The following is a 15,320-nucleotide window of genomic DNA, read 5'->3' on the forward strand; positions in this document are numbered from 1 at the left end:
CGGAGGTGAGGCCGACGCGAGCGCCCGCCTTTTGAGCGTCACGCTTCCGCCCCTCCGCGGCTTCCTCTTCAGGGCTGCGCTTCAGCGCGCCCTCGGGAAGCTCCGCGTCTACGGGGGTGTTCACTGCTTCGGTCACTCGGTGTCTCCGAACTCTATGCGGTCTGGGCCAGCGGCGTCGTGGTCGGCATCCACGCCGGACGGCGGGATTCGAACGCGGCGATCGCGTCCTCATTGCGGAGCGTCAACGAAATGTCGTCGAGCCCTTCCATGAGGCGCCAGCGGGTGTAGTCATCAATGTCAAAGGGGACGGTGAGGTCGCCGACCGTCACCGTGCGAGCTTCCAGGCTCACCGTGAGCTGGACGCCGGGCTCGGCGTCCATCGCGGCCCACAGGCGCTCGACGTCGCTCTCCGTCACCTGGGCGGCGAGCAGACCCTGCTTGCCGGAGTTGCCTCGGAAAATATCGGCGAAGCGCGGCGAGATCACGACCCTGAAGCCGTAGTCGCGAAGCGCCCACACGGCGTGCTCACGCGAGGAGCCCGTACCGAAGTCGGGCCCCGCAACCAGGATCGAGGCGTTCGCGTACGTGGGCTGGTTGAGGATGAATTCCTCGTCCTGCCGCCAGTGGTAGAACAGTGCGTCGTCGAAGCCGGTCTTCGTGACCCGCTTCAGGAACACGGCGGGGATGATCTGATCCGTGTCGACGTTCGAGCGCTTCAGCGGCGCGGCGACACCCGTGATGGTGGTGAACTTCTCCATGGTGTTTAGGCCTCCACCTTCTCGTTGGCGTCGTGCGTGATCCCGTTCTGGGCATCGGTCTGCAGATCCCACGGGCTGGACAGCGTGCCCCGGATCGCGGTTGCGGCAGCGACGAGCGGCGACACGAGGTGCGTGCGCCCGCCCTTGCCCTGGCGGCCCTCGAAGTTGCGGTTCGAGGTGGAGGCGCAGCGCTCCCCCGGCTCGAGCTGGTCCGGGTTCATGCCGAGGCACATCGAGCAGCCGGCGAACCGCCACTCACCACCGAAGTCCGTGACAATCTTGTCGATCCCCTCGGCCTCGGCTTCGAGGCGCACCCGGGCGGAACCGGGCACCACCATGAGGCGAACGCCGTCCGCCTTGCGCTTGCCCTTGATCATGTCGGCGAAGGTGCGCAGATCGTCCAAGCGGCTGTTGGTGCAGGATCCCATGAACACCGCGTCCACGGGGATTTCCTTCATCGGCGTACCCGCGGTGAGATCCATGTACTCCAGCGCGCGCTCGGCGGCGGCGCGCTCGTTCGGGTCGGCAATCTGCGCCGGATCCGGCACATTCTCACTCAGCAGGACGCCCTGACCGGGGTTCGTGCCCCAGGTCACGAACGGCTCAAGCTCGTTCGCGTCAATGAACACCTCGGCGTCGAACACGGCACCCTCATCGGTGGGCAGGGTCTTCCAGTACTCCACCGCGGCGTCCCAGTCGGCGCCCTGCGGGGCGTGTTCGCGGCCCTTGACGTAGTCGAAGGTGGTCTGATCCGGCGCGACCATGCCGGCGCGTGCGCCCGCCTCGATCGACATGTTGCAGATCGTCATGCGGCCGTCCATGGACAGCGAGCGGATCGCCGAGCCGCGGTACTCGAGCACGTAGCCCTGCCCGCCGCCCGTGCCGATCTTCGCGATGACCGCGAGAATGATGTCCTTCGCGGTCACGCCGGGGCGCAGCTCGCCCTCGACGGTGATCGCCATCGTCTTGAACGGCTTCAGCGGGAGCGTCTGCGTCGCCATGACGTGCTCGACCTCGCTCGTGCCGATGCCGAACGCGAGCGCGCCGAATGCGCCGTGCGTCGAGGTGTGGCTGTCGCCGCAGACCACGGTGATGCCGGGCATCGTGAGGCCCAGCTGCGGGCCCATCACGTGGACGATGCCCTGCTCCTTGTCGCCCAGCGGGTGAGCGCGAACCCCGAAGTCCTTGACGTTGTCGCGCAGCGTCTCGATCTGCAGCCGGCTCGTCGGATCCTCGATCTGCCGGGTGATGTTCAGCGTGGGCGTGTTGTGATCCTCGGTCGCGATCATCAGGTCGACGCGGCGCAGCGGCCGGTCAGCAGCGCGCAGGCCGTCGAACGCCTGCGGGCTCGTCACCTCGTGGATCAGGTGGAGGTCAATGTAGATGAGATCCGGCTCGCCGTTCTCACCCTTGACGACGACGTGGTCGTCCCACAGCTTCTCAGCAAGGGTGCGCGGCTGCTTCGCCGCACTCGTGTCGGTCCCCGACGCGTTCTGATTGCTCATCTTTGCTTCTCTTCTCGGTCTCACTGCTCTACAAGCACTGCGCGGCCAGAATTATTCCGGCGAGTGTGCGCGGTGATCGGCCATGCGGAAACTCCGCGACGGGTGGCCGAGTGGCTAGATCCCGTCGCGGCTGGGAAGAAGGAGCCGCCGCAAACGCATGGAGCAAGTCTACCATTCGGGCGGCTGAACGAACCGCACCCCCGCCGCGTGGCTGCGGCGGGGGTGCGGGATCCGACGCCTCGCGGGCGCTCGGCCGGGCGGCAACTAGTGCTTCGGCTGCCCGTGTTCGTCGATCTCAGCGGCACCGAGGTGCAGCTTCTCGCCGCTGGCCTTGGCCTGGCGATTCGCGGCGATGAGGCTGGCGATCGTCGCAACGGCCATCGCCACCACGATGAAGCCGAGCGACATCCCCGTGCTGATCTCGGGGACCGGGACGTGCTCGCCGCCGTTAATGAACGGCAGCTCGTTCTCGTGCAGCGCGTGCAGAATCAGCTTCACACCGATAAACGCGAGAATCGCGGCGATGCCGTACTTCAGGTACGGCAGGCGCTCCAGCAGGCCACCCAGGAGGAAGTACAGCTGGCGCAGCCCCATGAGCGCAAACACGTTCGCGGTGAACACGATGAACGGGCTCTGCGTAATCCCGAAGATCGCCGGGATCGAGTCGAGCGCGAAGAGCAGGTCCGTCGCGCCGAGCGAGATCAACACGAGCAGGTACGGCGTGAACATGCGCTTGCCGTCGACCGTGGTGCGCAGCTTGCCGCCGTCGTACTCGTCGCTAAACGGCATGACCTTCTTGACCTGGCGGATCAGCCAGCTGTCGCCCTGGTCGCCGTGGCCGCCCGGCTTCACCTGCTGCCAGGCCGTCCAGATGAGCCACGCACCAAAGATGAAGAACACGGCGATGAAGCGCTCGATGATCGCCGCCCCGACGAGGATGAAGATCCCGCGGAAGATCAACGCAAGCACGATGCCGATCATCAGCGCGCGCTGCTGGTAGGCCGTCGGCACCTTAAACGCGGCGAGGATCAGCACGAACACAAAGAGGTTATCGATCGAGAGGCTGTACTCGGTCAACCAGCCCGCCACGAACTCCGTGGCGTGTTGCGCGTCGCCGAGCAGGTAGATCGCGCCCGCAAACACGAGGGCGAGGAACACGTAGAAGGCGACCCACAGGCTCGCCTCGCGCATCGAGGGGACGTGGGGGCGACGGATGATGAGGAGCAGGTCGACGATCAGGATCGCGACCAGCACGATCATTGATCCGACCTCGAACCAGAACGGCAAAACGGTGGTCACAGTTGAGAACTTCTCCTTCGGTGAGCGCAGGGTGCGCAAAAGACCGAAAGTCTCTCCCCGAACCATCCCGTGACGGAATACTTCGCACTCGAACCGGCCACGCGATCAGCGCGCAGCGTATTGACGGCTCGAGCGAGGCGGGATACTCCCCTTCGCAAGGTGTAACTATACCGGTTTCCAGCGACACGTCGCTCAGCTTGGGATAGCATGTGACTCTGATTTTCCGAAGACCCCGGGGAGACCACACGTGAACGATCGATCGATGCCGCCGATTCAACGCAGCACCGACCGCGGGCCTGGCGCCGCATCGCGGACGCTGGCCGCATTCATCTTTGCCAGCCGCTGGCTGCAGGCTCCCCTCTACCTGGGCCTCATCATCGCCCAGGGCGTCTACGTGGTGCTGTTCTTCGTGGAGCTCTGGCACCTGATCGAGAACGTGATCATCAGCGGGAAGATCACCGAGACCGATGTGATGCTCAGCGTGCTCGCGCTCATCGACATCGTGATGATCGCGAACCTCCTGATCATGGTCATCATCGGCGGCTACGAAACCTTCGTATCGAAGATCCGCGTCGAGGGCCACCACGACGAGCCCGAGTGGCTCTCGCACGTCAACACCAACCTGCTCAAGGTGAAGCTCGCGGTCTCGATCATCTCGATCTCCTCGATCCACCTCCTCAAGACGTTCATCGAGGTCGGCCGCATGGAGGACGGCCTCGTCGTGGACGCGAAGGGCAAGGTGATCTACTCCTCCGAGGGCGTGATGTGGGAGGTCGCCATCCACCTCGCATTCATCATCTCCGCGCTCGCACTCGCCTGGATCGACCGCATGTCACAGCACCACCCGGCCGTGCAGCGCGACGAGGTCACCGCAGGCGCGATCGAGGCGCAGCTGACGGCACCGGTGCACGCATCGACGCAGGATCCGACTCCTGCGGCCCCGGCCGCGCACGCTGCGCCCGGCACCGCTCCAGCTGCCGGCCCCGGTGCCGCCTCCGGTGCCGCGGAGTCCGGGTTCGTGACGGTCCGGATTCCCGCCGGCGCGACACTCCCCGACGGCGCCGAGATCGTGGAGCGGTAGACTCCCGCTAGGCTAGACCGGTGCCGCAGCTGTGCGGCACCCACGCGCGAGTGGCGGAATTGGCAGACGCGCTGGATTTAGGTTCCAGTGTCTTCGGACGTGAGGGTTCAAGTCCCTTCTTGCGCACGAAACCCCGGGTGCGGGCGGCGGCGGCGACCCGCTGCGGCCCGTTCCCGGTCGTCGCCTCAGCGGCCGGTGCGAGCCGCGGATCTCACCCGACGCAGGCCACCGCTGCTCGAGCCGCGACTGCTCGGGCCGCCGCTGCTCAGTCCGAGACTGCTCAGGACGCGCCCGCCGCGGCGTCGCGGCGGGCGCGCACCGCCAGCACGAGCACCCAGCCGAGGGCCGGCCAGATCACCAGGCGCTCCACGATGCCGCCGAAACCGTAGACCCAGTCGGTGGTGCTGAAGATGATCCCCAGGATGAGCGTGATGCCCCCGAGGGCCGCACCGATCCTGCGAATGGCACCGTCGAATTGCCCCGCGCCGATGAGGATCGCGAGCGGCCCGCCGAAGAACAGCGGCATCGATACGATCTGGTGGAGCACCGGAGACGTGTCCAGGGACACACACCCCGTCGCGATGCTGCCCACGCCGGCCCCCAGCCAGAGGAGTCCGGGGAGTCGCTCGAATCCGCGCGATCCGCGGAGCACCAGCGCGAGCAGGATCAGGCAGACGCCCGAGAAGATCATCGCCCCGTTCATGAGGTCGGCGAGCGGGGAACACGCCTCGACACCCTTGCGCGGATCAAACTCCGTGGTGCACCCTCCGACCCCGAGTTCGCTGATGGTATTCGTCACCCAGTCGTATCCGGGCCGGAACGCGAACGAGGTGACAATCTCGGCGACGATGGTCGCGAGCTGCAGCACCGCGAGCGGCACGGCGAGGTGCTGCACCCGCCACCGCTCGGACTCCCCGGCGGACGGTTCGATGGTCGGCGACGTCGGAGCGGTAGGCACGAAGCATTCCCCCGGGTAGAGCTGATTTTCGGACGCCTCAGCCTATACCCGGCCGCCGCCGCGGTGCCGCGCACGCGCCCCGGTCCCGCGGTAGGCTGCCTCCATGGCCGCAGACCCCGTCGCTCCCCCGCACTCCGGTCGCACACGCGGGTTCCCGCTCCTCGTCTGGGGTGTTGCGTTGAACACGCTGGCACTCGCCGGGTGGACCCTGGGCGGCGTGGCAGCCCCCGCCTCCGCCCTGCAGACGGTCTCGTTTGTGGCGGCGACGATCTGTCAGGCCGCAGCGATCGCCTGCCTCGGTGCCGCGACGGTCGTCGGCATCATCGGCCTCTCACGACGCGTGCGCCCCGTGGTGTGGCCGATCCTGAGCGTGCTTGCCTTCCCCATCGCCGTCGTGATCCTGATCCCGATGGTGGCGGTGGTGTGGGCGCTGTTCGCCTGAGCGTCCCGGTCGCGTACGCTGGAGGGATGCCCTCACGCTATGAAGCCGCGATCCGCCTCGATATCCCCATCGACATGGCGAAACGCCACGGTCTTCCCTCCCAGCTGAGCGAGGCCGACATCGTGGAGCTCGACACGAATCCGCCCGCCTGGCTTGCCCAGTCGCGGGCGAACCGCACCGGCAAGCGTGCCGTGTGGGCGACCCTGCGGTGCGCGCTGTGCGGGATCGAGGAGCGCACCCGACCGAAGAAGTGGTGGCCGGAGTTCACGGTGCTCGCCTGCGATGCGCACGAGGCCAGCGAGCTGCCGCCCGCCGCGACCGGCTTGGAGCGCAGCTTCTGCTACGGCGTCGGCAGCCGCTACTTCGCCGCCGTCGACACCGCCCCCGCCGAAAACTAGGCGCCGCGCCTTCTCTCCCGACCGCCCCGAGCTAGGTGCCCTGGGCCATGACCGCGCGCCACTTCTCGGCGAGCGAGTCAATCGTTTCGTGAGCGTTCAGCCCGCTCGGTTGCGGCACGACCCAGAGCGGAATCCCGCCCGGCCACCCGGAAATCGTCGTCGTGTCCTGCTCCCCCAGTACCGCCTTCGGAGCGGAGAAGGCCAGCCGGTAGGCCGTGATCCCCGCGATGGCCACCCGTTCTGGCCGCACCCGCGCCACCAGGCGAACGAGTCGCGCTGCGCCCTCCCGCAGCTCCGCTCGGTCCAACTCGTCCGCACGAACCGTCGCCCGGCCCACGAGGTTCGTGATGCCGATTCCGCGCTCGTGAAGGTGCGCCTCATCGGCGGGGGCGAGTCCGCGGGAGGCGTCGATCTGCCAGTCGGTCAGTCCGGCTCGGACGAGCGCGGGCCAGAAGCGATTGCCGGGGCGGGCAAAGGGGGCGTTCACGGCCGCGGTCCAGATCCCTGGGTTGACGCCGACGATGAGCAGCCGGAGCCGCGGTGCATCCGCGCCGGGGAGCACGTCGTCGAGGGCGTCGGCGGGCACCCCTGCGAACCGCGCGAGGTCCTCGCGCGTCGGTTTCCGCCCGCCCAGCGGCGACGGCCGTCGGGCACCGTCGTGCTGCGGCGCCTCGGTCATCTCGGGCTGCGCGCCCGCGGTCCCCTCCTCATGCGTCCCCACGGTTTCCATGCTAGCCCGGCGTATCGATTCTCGGGCAACCGCCCATTCCCAGTACGGTATGACGCATGGAGCCTGTGGAGTTCACGTACGAGCGCGGCGAGGCGACGATGGTCTGCAATGACTTCTCGGGGCCGGAGCTGCGCACCTTTGTCCTCATTCACGGCATCGGGATGGGGCGGATCGTGTTCACGGAGGTCGCCCAGGTGCTGCGGGGGCACGGTCGCGTGTTGGTGCCGGATCTTCCCGGCTTCGGCGGGTCCCCCGAGCCCGGCACCGCCGCGACCATCGAGGAGACGGCCGAACTCATCGCCCACTTCATCGAGGATCGGGCAGCAGCCCCCGTCACGCTGGTCGGGCACTCGATGGGCACGCAGGTCGTCGCGGAGCTGGCGGCACGGTATCCGCGCTTGATCGACACGCTGGCGCTCATCGCCCCCACCATCAACCGCCACGAGCGGTCCGCGGCGCAGCAAGCCGCGCGGATGGTGCAGGATCTGTCGGGCGAATCTCCGAAGGTGCTGTTCGCGGGGCTCCGCGAGTACGTGCAGACGAGCCCGATCTGGTTTGCCAACAAGCTGCGGCTCATGCTTGATCATCACCTCGAGGAGGTGTGCCCGCGCGTGCAGACGCCCACCCTGGTGCTCCGCGGCGAGACCGACCGCGTGTGCCCCCGAAACTGGGTGCAGGAGGTGACGGCGGCGCTTCCGGACGCGGAGATGCGCGAGATTCCGGCCCGCGGCCACGAGGCGATCATCAAGAGCCCGGAGCCCGTGGCGTCGATGGTGCTCACCCATGTCGCTCAGCGCGGGCTCTCTCCGAATCCGAGCTGATATCCGAGGATCACCGCGTGCACGCGGTCGCGGAGATCGAGCTTTGCAAAGATCGCGTTGATGTGGGATTTCACGGTCGCCGGGGCGAGGAAGAGCTCGGTGCTGATCTCCGCGTTCGAGAGCCCACGCACCACGGCGAGAAAGACGTCGCGCTCGCGCGGGCTGAGCGCCGCGAGCCCAGCTTCGCCCGGTGCCCCGGTGCCGTGACCCGCGACTCGACCGGTACCCGCGGCCGCACCTGCGCCCGCGCCCGCACCGCCGACGGTGTGCGCGATCAGCCCGGCGGCGAGATCCGGCGCGGCGATGGCGGTTCCCGCCGCGACCGTGCGCACGGCGTGAACGAGCGCCGCGGGGGTGCTGCTCTTGAGGAGGAACGCGCTCGCCCCGGCCCGGAGGCTCTCGAACGCGTACGCGTCGAGCGCGAAGGTGGTCAGCACGATCACGCGCGTGTCGGGGTGGCGTTCGATGAGGTGGCGTGTGGCAGTGATCCCGTCCATGCCGGGCATGCGCACGTCCATGAGCACCACATCGGGCGGGTCCGCCGCCACGAGCGCCAGCGCGTCGGCACCGGATCCGGCTTCCCCGATCACCTCGATCCCGTCGTCGGAGTCCAGGATCAGGGCGTTGCCCGCCCTGACGAGCGCCTGATCGTCCACGACGACCACGCGGATCTTCTCCGAGACCGTGTCCGTCATGCGCGGTCTCCGTCGCGCGGCAGCACGACGCGCACGCGCCAGCCGCGGCTGGGCGACGCGGCCGTGCGCGGGATCGGGCCGGCGGCAAGCGACCCCCCGAACGCCGCGGCGCGCTCACGCATCGCCGCGAGCCCGTAACCCGCACCCTGGCGTGAGTTCAGGTCCCGAGCCGAGCCGTGGCCCTCCGCCTCGCTCCCCCGCCCGTTATCGGTCACGGTCACGATCACCTCCTCGGCCGCGTGCATCACCCGCACCTCCACGAGCGTTGCTCCGCGGGCGTAGCGCAGCGCGTTTGTCAGCGACTCCTGCACGATCCGGAACACCGTGGTGCGAAGTGCCGGATCGTTCGGCATCGTGTCGGACGCCGTCGCCTCGGACGCCGGTGCCCCGGCCGCCACAGCTTCCGCCGTCTCCTCGGCCAGGCGCACGGGAAGGCCCGCGGCGCGAAAGCCCTCGACGAGTTCGCCGAGATCGGGCACGTTGTGCCCGGACGCCTCAAGCTGCCCGTCCAGGCCGGCATCGGAGGTGCGGAGCACCCTCAGGATCCGCTGCATCTCCTGCAGGGTCTGCGCGCCGACGGCACCGAGCTGATCGAGCGCCTGCCGCGCTCGCTCGGGGTGTTTCTCCCATCCCGCGGAGGCCCCGCCGGCGAGCGCCACCATCACGGTCACAGAGTGGGCGACGACGTCGTGCATCTCCGCGGTGATGCGGGAGCGTTCGGCCGCTGCCGCACGGTCCTCCCGCGCGGCGACGAGCACGGCAAGCGCCTCGCGGCGCGCGCGGCTCGCGCGCACGGCCACCCCGATCGCGATCGCCGCGAGCACGGTTGGCTGCAGGGGCAGGATCGGCCAGCGATCGCGGAGGCCCAGCAGCGTCATGATCCCCGTCGCCGCCAGCACCACGGCCTCACTCGCGAAGAAACCGAGCACCGCGGTGCGGAGGCGACGTTGCGTGGCGAGCGCGTAGAGGCCGAAGCAGCGCTCCCACAGCGCGGGTGCCGCCGCGATCGCGGCGACCGGGTTGATCGATCCGAGGAAGACGATGATGAGGAGCACCGTCATGGGGTGCGAGCGGCGCCACCACAGGGCGACACCCACGCCCACCGCGCACACGACGCCCGCCCAGGCGTGCGGGAGCGTGTTCACGGTCAGGGCGATCACCGTGGGCACGGTGCACGCGACGATCACGAAGACGTCGGCGATGCGTGGCCGATCAGCGAACCACTGCTGCCAGGCGGCTCGGGGCAGCACCGGTTCGAACTCCCGCGGTGCGCCGGGGTTCGGCGTATCGGGCCCCGCCTGCTGTTCCGTTTGCGCCGCTGTCACCGTTTCATTGTGTCACTGGGCACTCGGGCCGACCACCACCCACGGGTGGATCGTGCCGAGAGCCCACCACGAGTTCCACCCGTGGGTGGTGGCCGTGGCCGTACCCGTCTTCGTAGCCTGGGCGGACCAGCCCCGATCCCCAGAGAAGCGGAGTCGACATGCACGCTCCCCCGAACCCAGCCCCTCCGTCCCCGTCGGCCGTGCCATCGCACACGGGCGACGTCTCGCGTGTCCCCTGGCTCCTCCGAGCCGAAGGCATCGCGAAATCATACGGGCCGACGGTCGCCCTCGCGCCGGCCGACTTCACCGTGGCACCGGGCGAATCCGTGGCGATCATGGGACCGAGCGGATCGGGGAAGTCGACGCTCCTGCTCGTGCTCTCCGGCATTCTCACCGCCGACACGGGGTCGGTGATCCTGCGCCGCTCAGACGATGCCGGCTTCGACGATCTTGCGGGCCAGAGCGACGCCCAGCGCTCCGCGATCCGGCTGCACCGCTTCGGCTTCGTGTTCCAGCAGGGCATGCTCATTCCCGAGCTCACCGCCACGGAGAACGTGATGGTGCCGCTGCTGCTCGCCGGCGTGCAGCGCCGGCTCGCTCAGCCGCGCGCGGAACGCGAACTGGACCAGCTCGGGCTCAGCGAACTGGGTGAGCGGCGCATCGGTCAGCTGTCCGGCGGACAGGCGCAGCGCGTCGCGGTGGCCCGCGCGCTCGTCACCGGACCCAGCATCGTGTTCGCTGATGAACCCACCGGTGCGCTGGACTCGCACACCGCGGAGGAGGTGCTCGACACACTGCTGGGCACGGCGTGGGGCACGGGGCCGGAGCCGCGCCGCGCCGTGGTTCTCGTCACCCACTCGGCGGAGATCGCGGCGCGCTGCGACCGGATCGTGCGCGTGCGGGACGGCCGGATTGAGGATCCGGCATGACCGCCGTGTGGCTGCTGATCCGGCCGAGCCGCGGATCCGGAGCGGCGTTCGCGCTGCAGCTGATCGCCGCAACGCTGACCACCGTGCTCACCTGTACGGTGGCGATGCTGGCCCGCGCCCTGTGGCGGGTGCCCTCCGCCGAGATCGCGTACCAGGTACTCGCCGTGGCCATCGTCTTGGTCCTGTTCGTTCCGCTACTCACGCTGGGCTCTGCGACGGCGCGGCTCGCGGCGCGCAGCCGCGATGAGCGCCTCGCGACGCTCCGCCTGCTCGGTGCCACCGCAGCGCGCGTGCGCCGGATCGCGGTCGCCGAGGTCACGGTCACCGCCGCGCTCGGCGTCTGCGCCGGAACCGCGCTCTCGGCCCTGGTGCCGTGGGCGCTCGCCCCGATGCCACTGCGGGGCGCACCGCTCACGGCTGAAGGGCTGTGGCTGCCCTGGTGGGTGTGGACCGCGCTCCCACCGCTCCTCGTGGCGGTGGCCGGGAGCAGCGCGTTCCTCGGACTGCGGCGGGTCATCCTTTCCCCGTTGGGCGTGCGCACGCGACCTGCGGCCCCGCGGCTCAGCTGGGCGCGAGTTGCCGTGGCGGGGGCGGTGGTGGCCGCCGCCGCGCTGGTCCTGCAGCTCATGTCGCCCGGGTGGGGGCTGCTCGTGATCGTCGGGGCGCTCGGTGCCGTCGTGCTCGCGGTCATGGCGGTGTTCGCGGCGGTCGGGCCGTTCGTGGTCTCGCTGCGGGCCGGCCGGCTGGCCCGCAGCGCCACCGCGGCCCCGCAGCTCATCGCAGCGCGCGGAGTGCAGGACGATCCCCGCAGCGCCTGGCGCGCCGTCTCGGCGCTCGCGCTCGCCACGTTCATCGCGATCCCGGCGGGGTCGCTCCTCGGCTACCTCGACACGATCGTCCGGAGTCAGAGCCGCGAGATCATGACCCCGGATCAGCTGCTCCTATTCGCGGATGCCCGCACCTTCCTCCTCGCCCTTGTCGCGCTCGCGTTTCTCGTGGTCGCCTGCCAGGTCGCGCTGACCCAGGCCGCGGAGGTGTTCGAGCGGCGCGAACTCACCCGGGCACTCGACCGCATCGGCATGCCCCGTCGGGCGCTCGAGAGCGCACGGACGCTGCGCGTCATGATCCCCGCCCGTCTCGCGGTCATCGGCTCGGCGCTCACGGCGGTCGTGCTCGCGTTCCCCCTGGTCGGGATCGCCCTCGCCGTGGCCCCGTGGTTCCTGATCGCCACCGCGGGCGTGCTCGCGCTGGGGCTGCTCCTGGTCCGTGCGGGGGTGGGCGTCACGTCACCGCTGCTGCGGCGCGAACTGGCGGCACCCCAGCGCGGGGAGTGAAGGGTCGGACTCGGACGAAGGTGATGCATCAGGCTTGGCAGCGGCCCGCCCGTCGTGCACACTGGGGTGAGACGGAGCGGGCTGGGGGTGTTCCCATGAGAGGCCTGCATGATCCACGCCCTGGTACGCCGCAAGATTCGCGCCGTGTTCGCCTGCCTGAGCGCCGGCGACGCCGAGCCGCTGCTCACGAGCCTCGCTCCCCGCTTCATGTCTCACTTCCACGGCGACCACGCGCTCGGCGGCGTGCGCACGACACACCACACGATGCGGGCCTGGTGGCAGCGGCTCTTCCGGCTGCTCCCCGGCGCACGTTTTGCCGTCGAGGACATCCTGGTGAACGGTCCCCCCTGGCACATGCGGGTGGCCCTGACGGCCCGGGTCGTGGGGATCCTCCCCGACGGGCAGCGCTACGAAAATCGACTGATGCAGCATATGCACCTGCACTGGGGTCGCATCACCCGGGCCGAAACCCTGGAGGATCTGCAGCACCTGCAGCGTGCCCTGGACGACGTTGCGGCGGCGGGAAACGCTGAGGCACGGGCCGCCCCGCTCGAGGACGTCGCGGCGGAGGCCGCCTGACTTTGTCACCTCGTAACCTCGTTGCGTCGTAAGTACGTTGTAACGTACTATTGCGCCATGTCTCCGAATACCGCGGCCCTGCAAGCCCAGCTCGACGCGCTCACGCGCCGAGTCGACGAACTCGAATCGCGCGCCGGATCCGGCACCGAGTTCCGCGCCGAGAGCGCTGCCCACAGCCCGGCGCTCGACCCCGAGGCTTTCTGGGCACTCGAGGGTGTCCAGGCCCGGCGCGCCGATCACCCCAGCACCGCCGAGGGCATGGTGATGCTCGTCGGCTCGCTCACCCTCCCGGAGGGCTCACCCGTCGCGTGGCAGGAGGGCGCGGGCACCGCCGGCCTCCTCGAATCGGACTGGTCGGAGCGCGCCGCAGCGTTCGCCGCGCTCGGTCACCCCGTTCGTCTCGAACTTCTGCGCCATATCCTGGCCGGTATCCACACCACCGCGGAGCTCGCCGATATCGACGGCCTCGGGACCACCGGACAACTCCACCACCACCTGCGCCAACTCGTCGCCGCCGGCTGGGTACGCCAGAGCGGGCGCGGCAGCTACGAGGTGCCCGCCGCCCGGATCGTGCCGCTCCTTGCCGGGGTGCTCGGAGCCGAGCGGTGAGCGCGGACGCGCCCCGGCGGCGAGCGCTGCGTGCGGGTGTGCTCGCCGCGTATCGCGTGCGGAGTTTCGGGTATGCGCTCGTCATTGTGCCACTCGTTGCGATCGCCGTGACGAGCCTGTTTCCGTGGGGGGATGACTGGCAGGCCGCACGCCGCGCGATGGGCTGGGCCGCCATCGGGCTCGGGGCAGTCACGGTGAGCATCGGCGTCGTCGGGGCCAGGATCCTGCCCACCCGCGAGCCGGTCACCGTCACCTCGCCGGTCCAGGGCCGCTGGCTCGCGCTCAACAGTCCGGCATCACAGGTTCCCAGCCACGGCGTTCGCGCCTACGGGCAGTCCCATGCCATCGACCTGGTGGCGGAACCTGCGGATCGACACCGTCCGGCGTTCGGCGACGGCCCCCTCATGCGGGCGGCTTCGGCGTACCCGGCGCTCGGGGAACCGGTGACCGCCATGATGAGCGGGAGGGTTGTGCGCGCGAGCGGGTGGCGGCGAGATCACCGCGCGCGCTCCCACGCGGTGAGCCTCGGGTATCTCATGGCCGAGGGGGCGGTTCGGGAACTTGGCGGGCCGGGCTTCGTCGTCGGCAATCACGTCACGATCCGCGGCGACGACGGCACCTTCGCGCTCGTCGCGCACCTGCAGCGCGGCTCGCTCCGGGTCCGCGTGGGCGACACCGTCACGGCCGGGCAGCAGATTGCGGCGTGCGGCAACTCGGGCAACAGCAGCGAGCCACACGTGCACGCGCAGCTCATGGACCGGGCCTCGCTGTGGACAGCGCAGGGCATCCCGATGGCGTTTGTGGGAATCACCCTCGGTGAGGATCCGGCCCCCGTGACCGGGCTCCCCGAGAACGAGCAGCACATGGTCGCGTCGGGCGGGTGCGACGGCTAGGTGCCCCCGTCACGCCCGGGCGGCGAGATCTTGCACCCGCCGGAGAAACCGTTCGCGGCGCTGCGGCGTATCGCGCCGCCACACGGGCGCGCAGATCGCGGTTCACACCGGTGCTCCGCACCGATGGGTGAGTTTCTGGGGCTTGACGTGCGCGAAGCCCCCGAAACTCACCCATCGGCGCCATGCTGCCGCGGCAGGGTCAGCCCGCGGGCGGGCTCAGCCCGCGGGCGGGCTCAGCCCGCGGGCGGGCCCTCGATCAAGCGCTCGAACTCCCCCGCGGTGGTCGCGAGGTGATCCCGCATCTCGCGATCCGCGGCGGCCCCGTCCCCGGCGGCGATCGCGGCTCGCAGGGCGCGGTGCGCGTCAAGGCTTGAGGATTTCACGAAGTGGACGGCGAGCACGTCCACTGGCTCGAACATCCGCACGCGGGCGTCCTCCACCGCGCGCACGAGGAGCGCGTTCCCGGACCCCTCGGCGATCGCCAGGTGAAAGTCCGTGTCCGCGCGCCGCGATTCCGCGAGCGTGGTGGCATGCTCCATGTCCACGATCGCCGCGTCCAGGCGCTCCACCAATTCCGCGGTGCGGGCCTCCGCGGCAAGCCGAGCCGCGGCGGCCTCGACGATGCCGCGAAACTGCACCAGCTCGAGGATCTCCCCGCGCTTTCCCTGCAGTGCCCGCAGGCGCGCGGCGGGATCCTCATCCGAGGGGCGCACGAACGCACCCCCGGAAGACCCGCGCTGGATGCTGATCTCCCCCGCCCCCTCGAGCACGCGCAGCGCCTGCCGCAGCGTTTCCCGGGCCACGCCGAGCTGTTCCGCGAGGCGACGTTCGGCGGGCAGCTTGTCACCCGGCGCGAGCCGCCCGAGCGCGATCTCGCGCCGCACGTGATCAACGATCGCCTGATACCCGGCGACCGCGCCGCGACCACTCTCCGAGAGCGGGGGGATATTCACCTGGGACCTCC

17 protein-coding genes and 1 tRNA gene are annotated in these 15,320 nt (G+C 69.8%); 10 read left to right on the plus strand and 8 right to left on the minus strand.

Translation table 11 applies throughout. The features are described 5' to 3' along the window. Positions 1-152: 152 nt before the first annotated feature. The 3 genes from leuD to D3230_RS01025 form a co-directional block, all read right to left on the minus strand. The gene (leuD, locus tag D3230_RS01015; protein WP_202343149.1) at positions 153-758 is read right to left on the minus strand and encodes a 3-isopropylmalate dehydratase small subunit; all 606 of its coding nucleotides are present in this window, start codon (positions 756-758) and stop codon (positions 153-155) included. A 5-nt stretch (positions 759-763) separates the two neighbouring features. Beyond that, positions 764-2,263: a 3-isopropylmalate dehydratase large subunit gene (gene leuC / locus D3230_RS01020; RefSeq protein ID WP_202343150.1), complete on the minus strand. Its 1,500-nt coding sequence runs from the start codon at positions 2,261-2,263 to the stop codon at positions 764-766. A 264-nt stretch (positions 2,264-2,527) separates the two neighbouring features. Further along, a complete protein-coding gene (locus tag D3230_RS01025) occupies positions 2,528-3,562 on the minus strand; it encodes a TerC/Alx family metal homeostasis membrane protein (protein ID WP_202343151.1) in 1,035 nt (344 codons plus the stop codon). Positions 3,563-3,809: 247 nt separating this feature from the next. Here D3230_RS01025 and D3230_RS01030 point away from each other — a divergent pair, with 247 nt between their 5' ends. Then, positions 3,810-4,643, plus strand: a complete 834-nt coding sequence (locus D3230_RS01030; RefSeq protein WP_337249029.1) for a TIGR00645 family protein — start codon at positions 3,810-3,812, stop codon at positions 4,641-4,643. Between the two features lie 44 nt (positions 4,644-4,687). Continuing rightward, positions 4,688-4,769 (plus strand) — tRNA-Leu (locus D3230_RS01035). A gap of 154 nt (positions 4,770-4,923) precedes the next feature. Here the strand turns inward: D3230_RS01035 and D3230_RS01040 are convergent. Further along, on the minus strand, positions 4,924-5,601 hold the full coding sequence (locus D3230_RS01040) for a DUF998 domain-containing protein (protein WP_202343152.1): 678 nt from the start codon (positions 5,599-5,601) through the stop codon (positions 4,924-4,926). Between the two features lie 103 nt (positions 5,602-5,704). On the opposite strand from D3230_RS01040, the gene D3230_RS01045 reads away from it, so the two are divergent. Then, positions 5,705-6,043: a hypothetical protein gene (locus D3230_RS01045; RefSeq protein WP_202343153.1), complete on the plus strand. Its 339-nt coding sequence runs from the start codon at positions 5,705-5,707 to the stop codon at positions 6,041-6,043. Between the two features lie 26 nt (positions 6,044-6,069). Continuing rightward, positions 6,070-6,441, plus strand: coding sequence for a hypothetical protein (locus tag D3230_RS01050; protein ID WP_202343154.1), 372 nt, complete (start codon positions 6,070-6,072; stop codon positions 6,439-6,441). 31 nt (positions 6,442-6,472) lie between these two features. On the opposite strand, the gene D3230_RS01055 is transcribed toward D3230_RS01050, so the two are convergent. Then, complete coding sequence (locus D3230_RS01055) at positions 6,473-7,120, minus strand: mismatch-specific DNA-glycosylase (RefSeq protein WP_202343627.1); 648 nt, start codon at positions 7,118-7,120, stop codon at positions 6,473-6,475. 107 nt (positions 7,121-7,227) lie between these two features. On the opposite strand from D3230_RS01055, the gene D3230_RS01060 reads away from it, so the two are divergent. Continuing rightward, on the plus strand, positions 7,228-7,992 hold the full coding sequence (locus D3230_RS01060; RefSeq protein WP_202343155.1) for an alpha/beta fold hydrolase: 765 nt from the start codon (positions 7,228-7,230) through the stop codon (positions 7,990-7,992). On the opposite strand, the gene D3230_RS01065 is transcribed toward D3230_RS01060, so the two are convergent. Together D3230_RS01065 and D3230_RS15765 are read right to left on the minus strand one after the other, a co-directional pair. Then, positions 7,962-8,687: a response regulator transcription factor gene (locus D3230_RS01065; protein WP_202343156.1), complete on the minus strand. Its 726-nt coding sequence runs from the start codon at positions 8,685-8,687 to the stop codon at positions 7,962-7,964. The genes D3230_RS01060 and D3230_RS01065 overlap by 31 nt on opposite strands. Continuing rightward, positions 8,684-10,012 carry a histidine kinase gene (locus tag D3230_RS15765; protein WP_202343157.1) on the minus strand — a complete coding sequence of 443 codons (1,329 nt, stop codon included), beginning with the start codon at positions 10,010-10,012 and terminating at the stop codon, positions 8,684-8,686. Before D3230_RS15765 ends, D3230_RS01065 begins: the two co-directional genes overlap by 4 nt. Positions 10,013-10,212: 200 nt before the next feature. Between D3230_RS15765 and D3230_RS01075 the strand changes: the two genes are divergently transcribed. The 5 genes from D3230_RS01075 to D3230_RS01095 all read left to right on the plus strand — a co-directional run bounded on the left by D3230_RS01075 (position 10,213) and on the right by D3230_RS01095 (position 14,356). Continuing rightward, complete coding sequence (locus D3230_RS01075) at positions 10,213-10,941, plus strand: ABC transporter ATP-binding protein (protein ID WP_337249030.1); 729 nt, start codon at positions 10,213-10,215, stop codon at positions 10,939-10,941. Beyond that, positions 10,938-12,275 (plus strand): FtsX-like permease family protein, encoded by a 1,338-nt coding sequence (locus D3230_RS01080; RefSeq protein ID WP_202343159.1) that lies wholly within the window; start codon positions 10,938-10,940, stop codon positions 12,273-12,275. The genes D3230_RS01075 and D3230_RS01080 overlap by 4 nt, the downstream gene beginning before the upstream one ends. Before the next feature lie 108 nt (positions 12,276-12,383). Next, a complete protein-coding gene (locus tag D3230_RS01085) occupies positions 12,384-12,854 on the plus strand; it encodes a nuclear transport factor 2 family protein (protein WP_202343160.1) in 471 nt (156 codons plus the stop codon). A gap of 57 nt (positions 12,855-12,911) precedes the next feature. Next, complete coding sequence (locus D3230_RS01090) at positions 12,912-13,463, plus strand: ArsR/SmtB family transcription factor (protein WP_202343161.1); 552 nt, start codon at positions 12,912-12,914, stop codon at positions 13,461-13,463. Further along, positions 13,460-14,356, plus strand: coding sequence for a M23 family metallopeptidase (locus D3230_RS01095; RefSeq protein WP_337249031.1), 897 nt, complete (start codon positions 13,460-13,462; stop codon positions 14,354-14,356). Before D3230_RS01090 ends, D3230_RS01095 begins: the two co-directional genes overlap by 4 nt. Before the next feature lie 233 nt (positions 14,357-14,589). Here D3230_RS01095 and D3230_RS16280 read toward each other — a convergent pair whose 3' ends face one another. Then, on the minus strand, positions 14,590-15,309 hold the full coding sequence (locus D3230_RS16280; RefSeq protein WP_202343162.1) for an FCD domain-containing protein: 720 nt from the start codon (positions 15,307-15,309) through the stop codon (positions 14,590-14,592). Positions 15,310-15,320 lie beyond the last annotated feature (11 nt).

Source organism: Leucobacter chromiireducens subsp. solipictus (assembly GCF_016758195.1).
GTDB lineage: Bacteria > Actinomycetota > Actinomycetes > Actinomycetales > Microbacteriaceae > Leucobacter > Leucobacter solipictus.

Excerpts from the sequence above, each read along its gene's own strand:
- D3230_RS01080 (WP_202343159.1), top strand. The coding sequence starts at position 10,938 with ATGACCGCCGTGTGGCTGCTGATCCGGCCGAGCCGCGGATCCGGAGCG.
- D3230_RS01050 (WP_202343154.1), top strand. The coding sequence starts at position 6,070 with ATGCCCTCACGCTATGAAGCCGCGATCCGCCTCGATATCCCCATCGAC.
- D3230_RS01055 (WP_202343627.1), bottom strand. The coding sequence starts at position 7,120 with ATGACCGAGGCGCCGCAGCACGACGGTGCCCGACGGCCGTCGCCGCTG.
- D3230_RS01045 (WP_202343153.1), top strand. The coding sequence starts at position 5,705 with ATGGCCGCAGACCCCGTCGCTCCCCCGCACTCCGGTCGCACACGCGGG.
- D3230_RS01060 (WP_202343155.1), top strand. The coding sequence starts at position 7,228 with ATGGAGCCTGTGGAGTTCACGTACGAGCGCGGCGAGGCGACGATGGTC.
- leuC (WP_202343150.1), bottom strand. The coding sequence starts at position 2,263 with ATGAGCAATCAGAACGCGTCGGGGACCGACACGAGTGCGGCGAAGCAG.
- leuD (WP_202343149.1), bottom strand. The coding sequence starts at position 758 with ATGGAGAAGTTCACCACCATCACGGGTGTCGCCGCGCCGCTGAAGCGC.
- D3230_RS01090 (WP_202343161.1), top strand. The coding sequence starts at position 12,912 with ATGTCTCCGAATACCGCGGCCCTGCAAGCCCAGCTCGACGCGCTCACG.
- D3230_RS01085 (WP_202343160.1), top strand. The coding sequence starts at position 12,384 with ATGATCCACGCCCTGGTACGCCGCAAGATTCGCGCCGTGTTCGCCTGC.
- D3230_RS01065 (WP_202343156.1), bottom strand. The coding sequence starts at position 8,687 with ATGACGGACACGGTCTCGGAGAAGATCCGCGTGGTCGTCGTGGACGAT.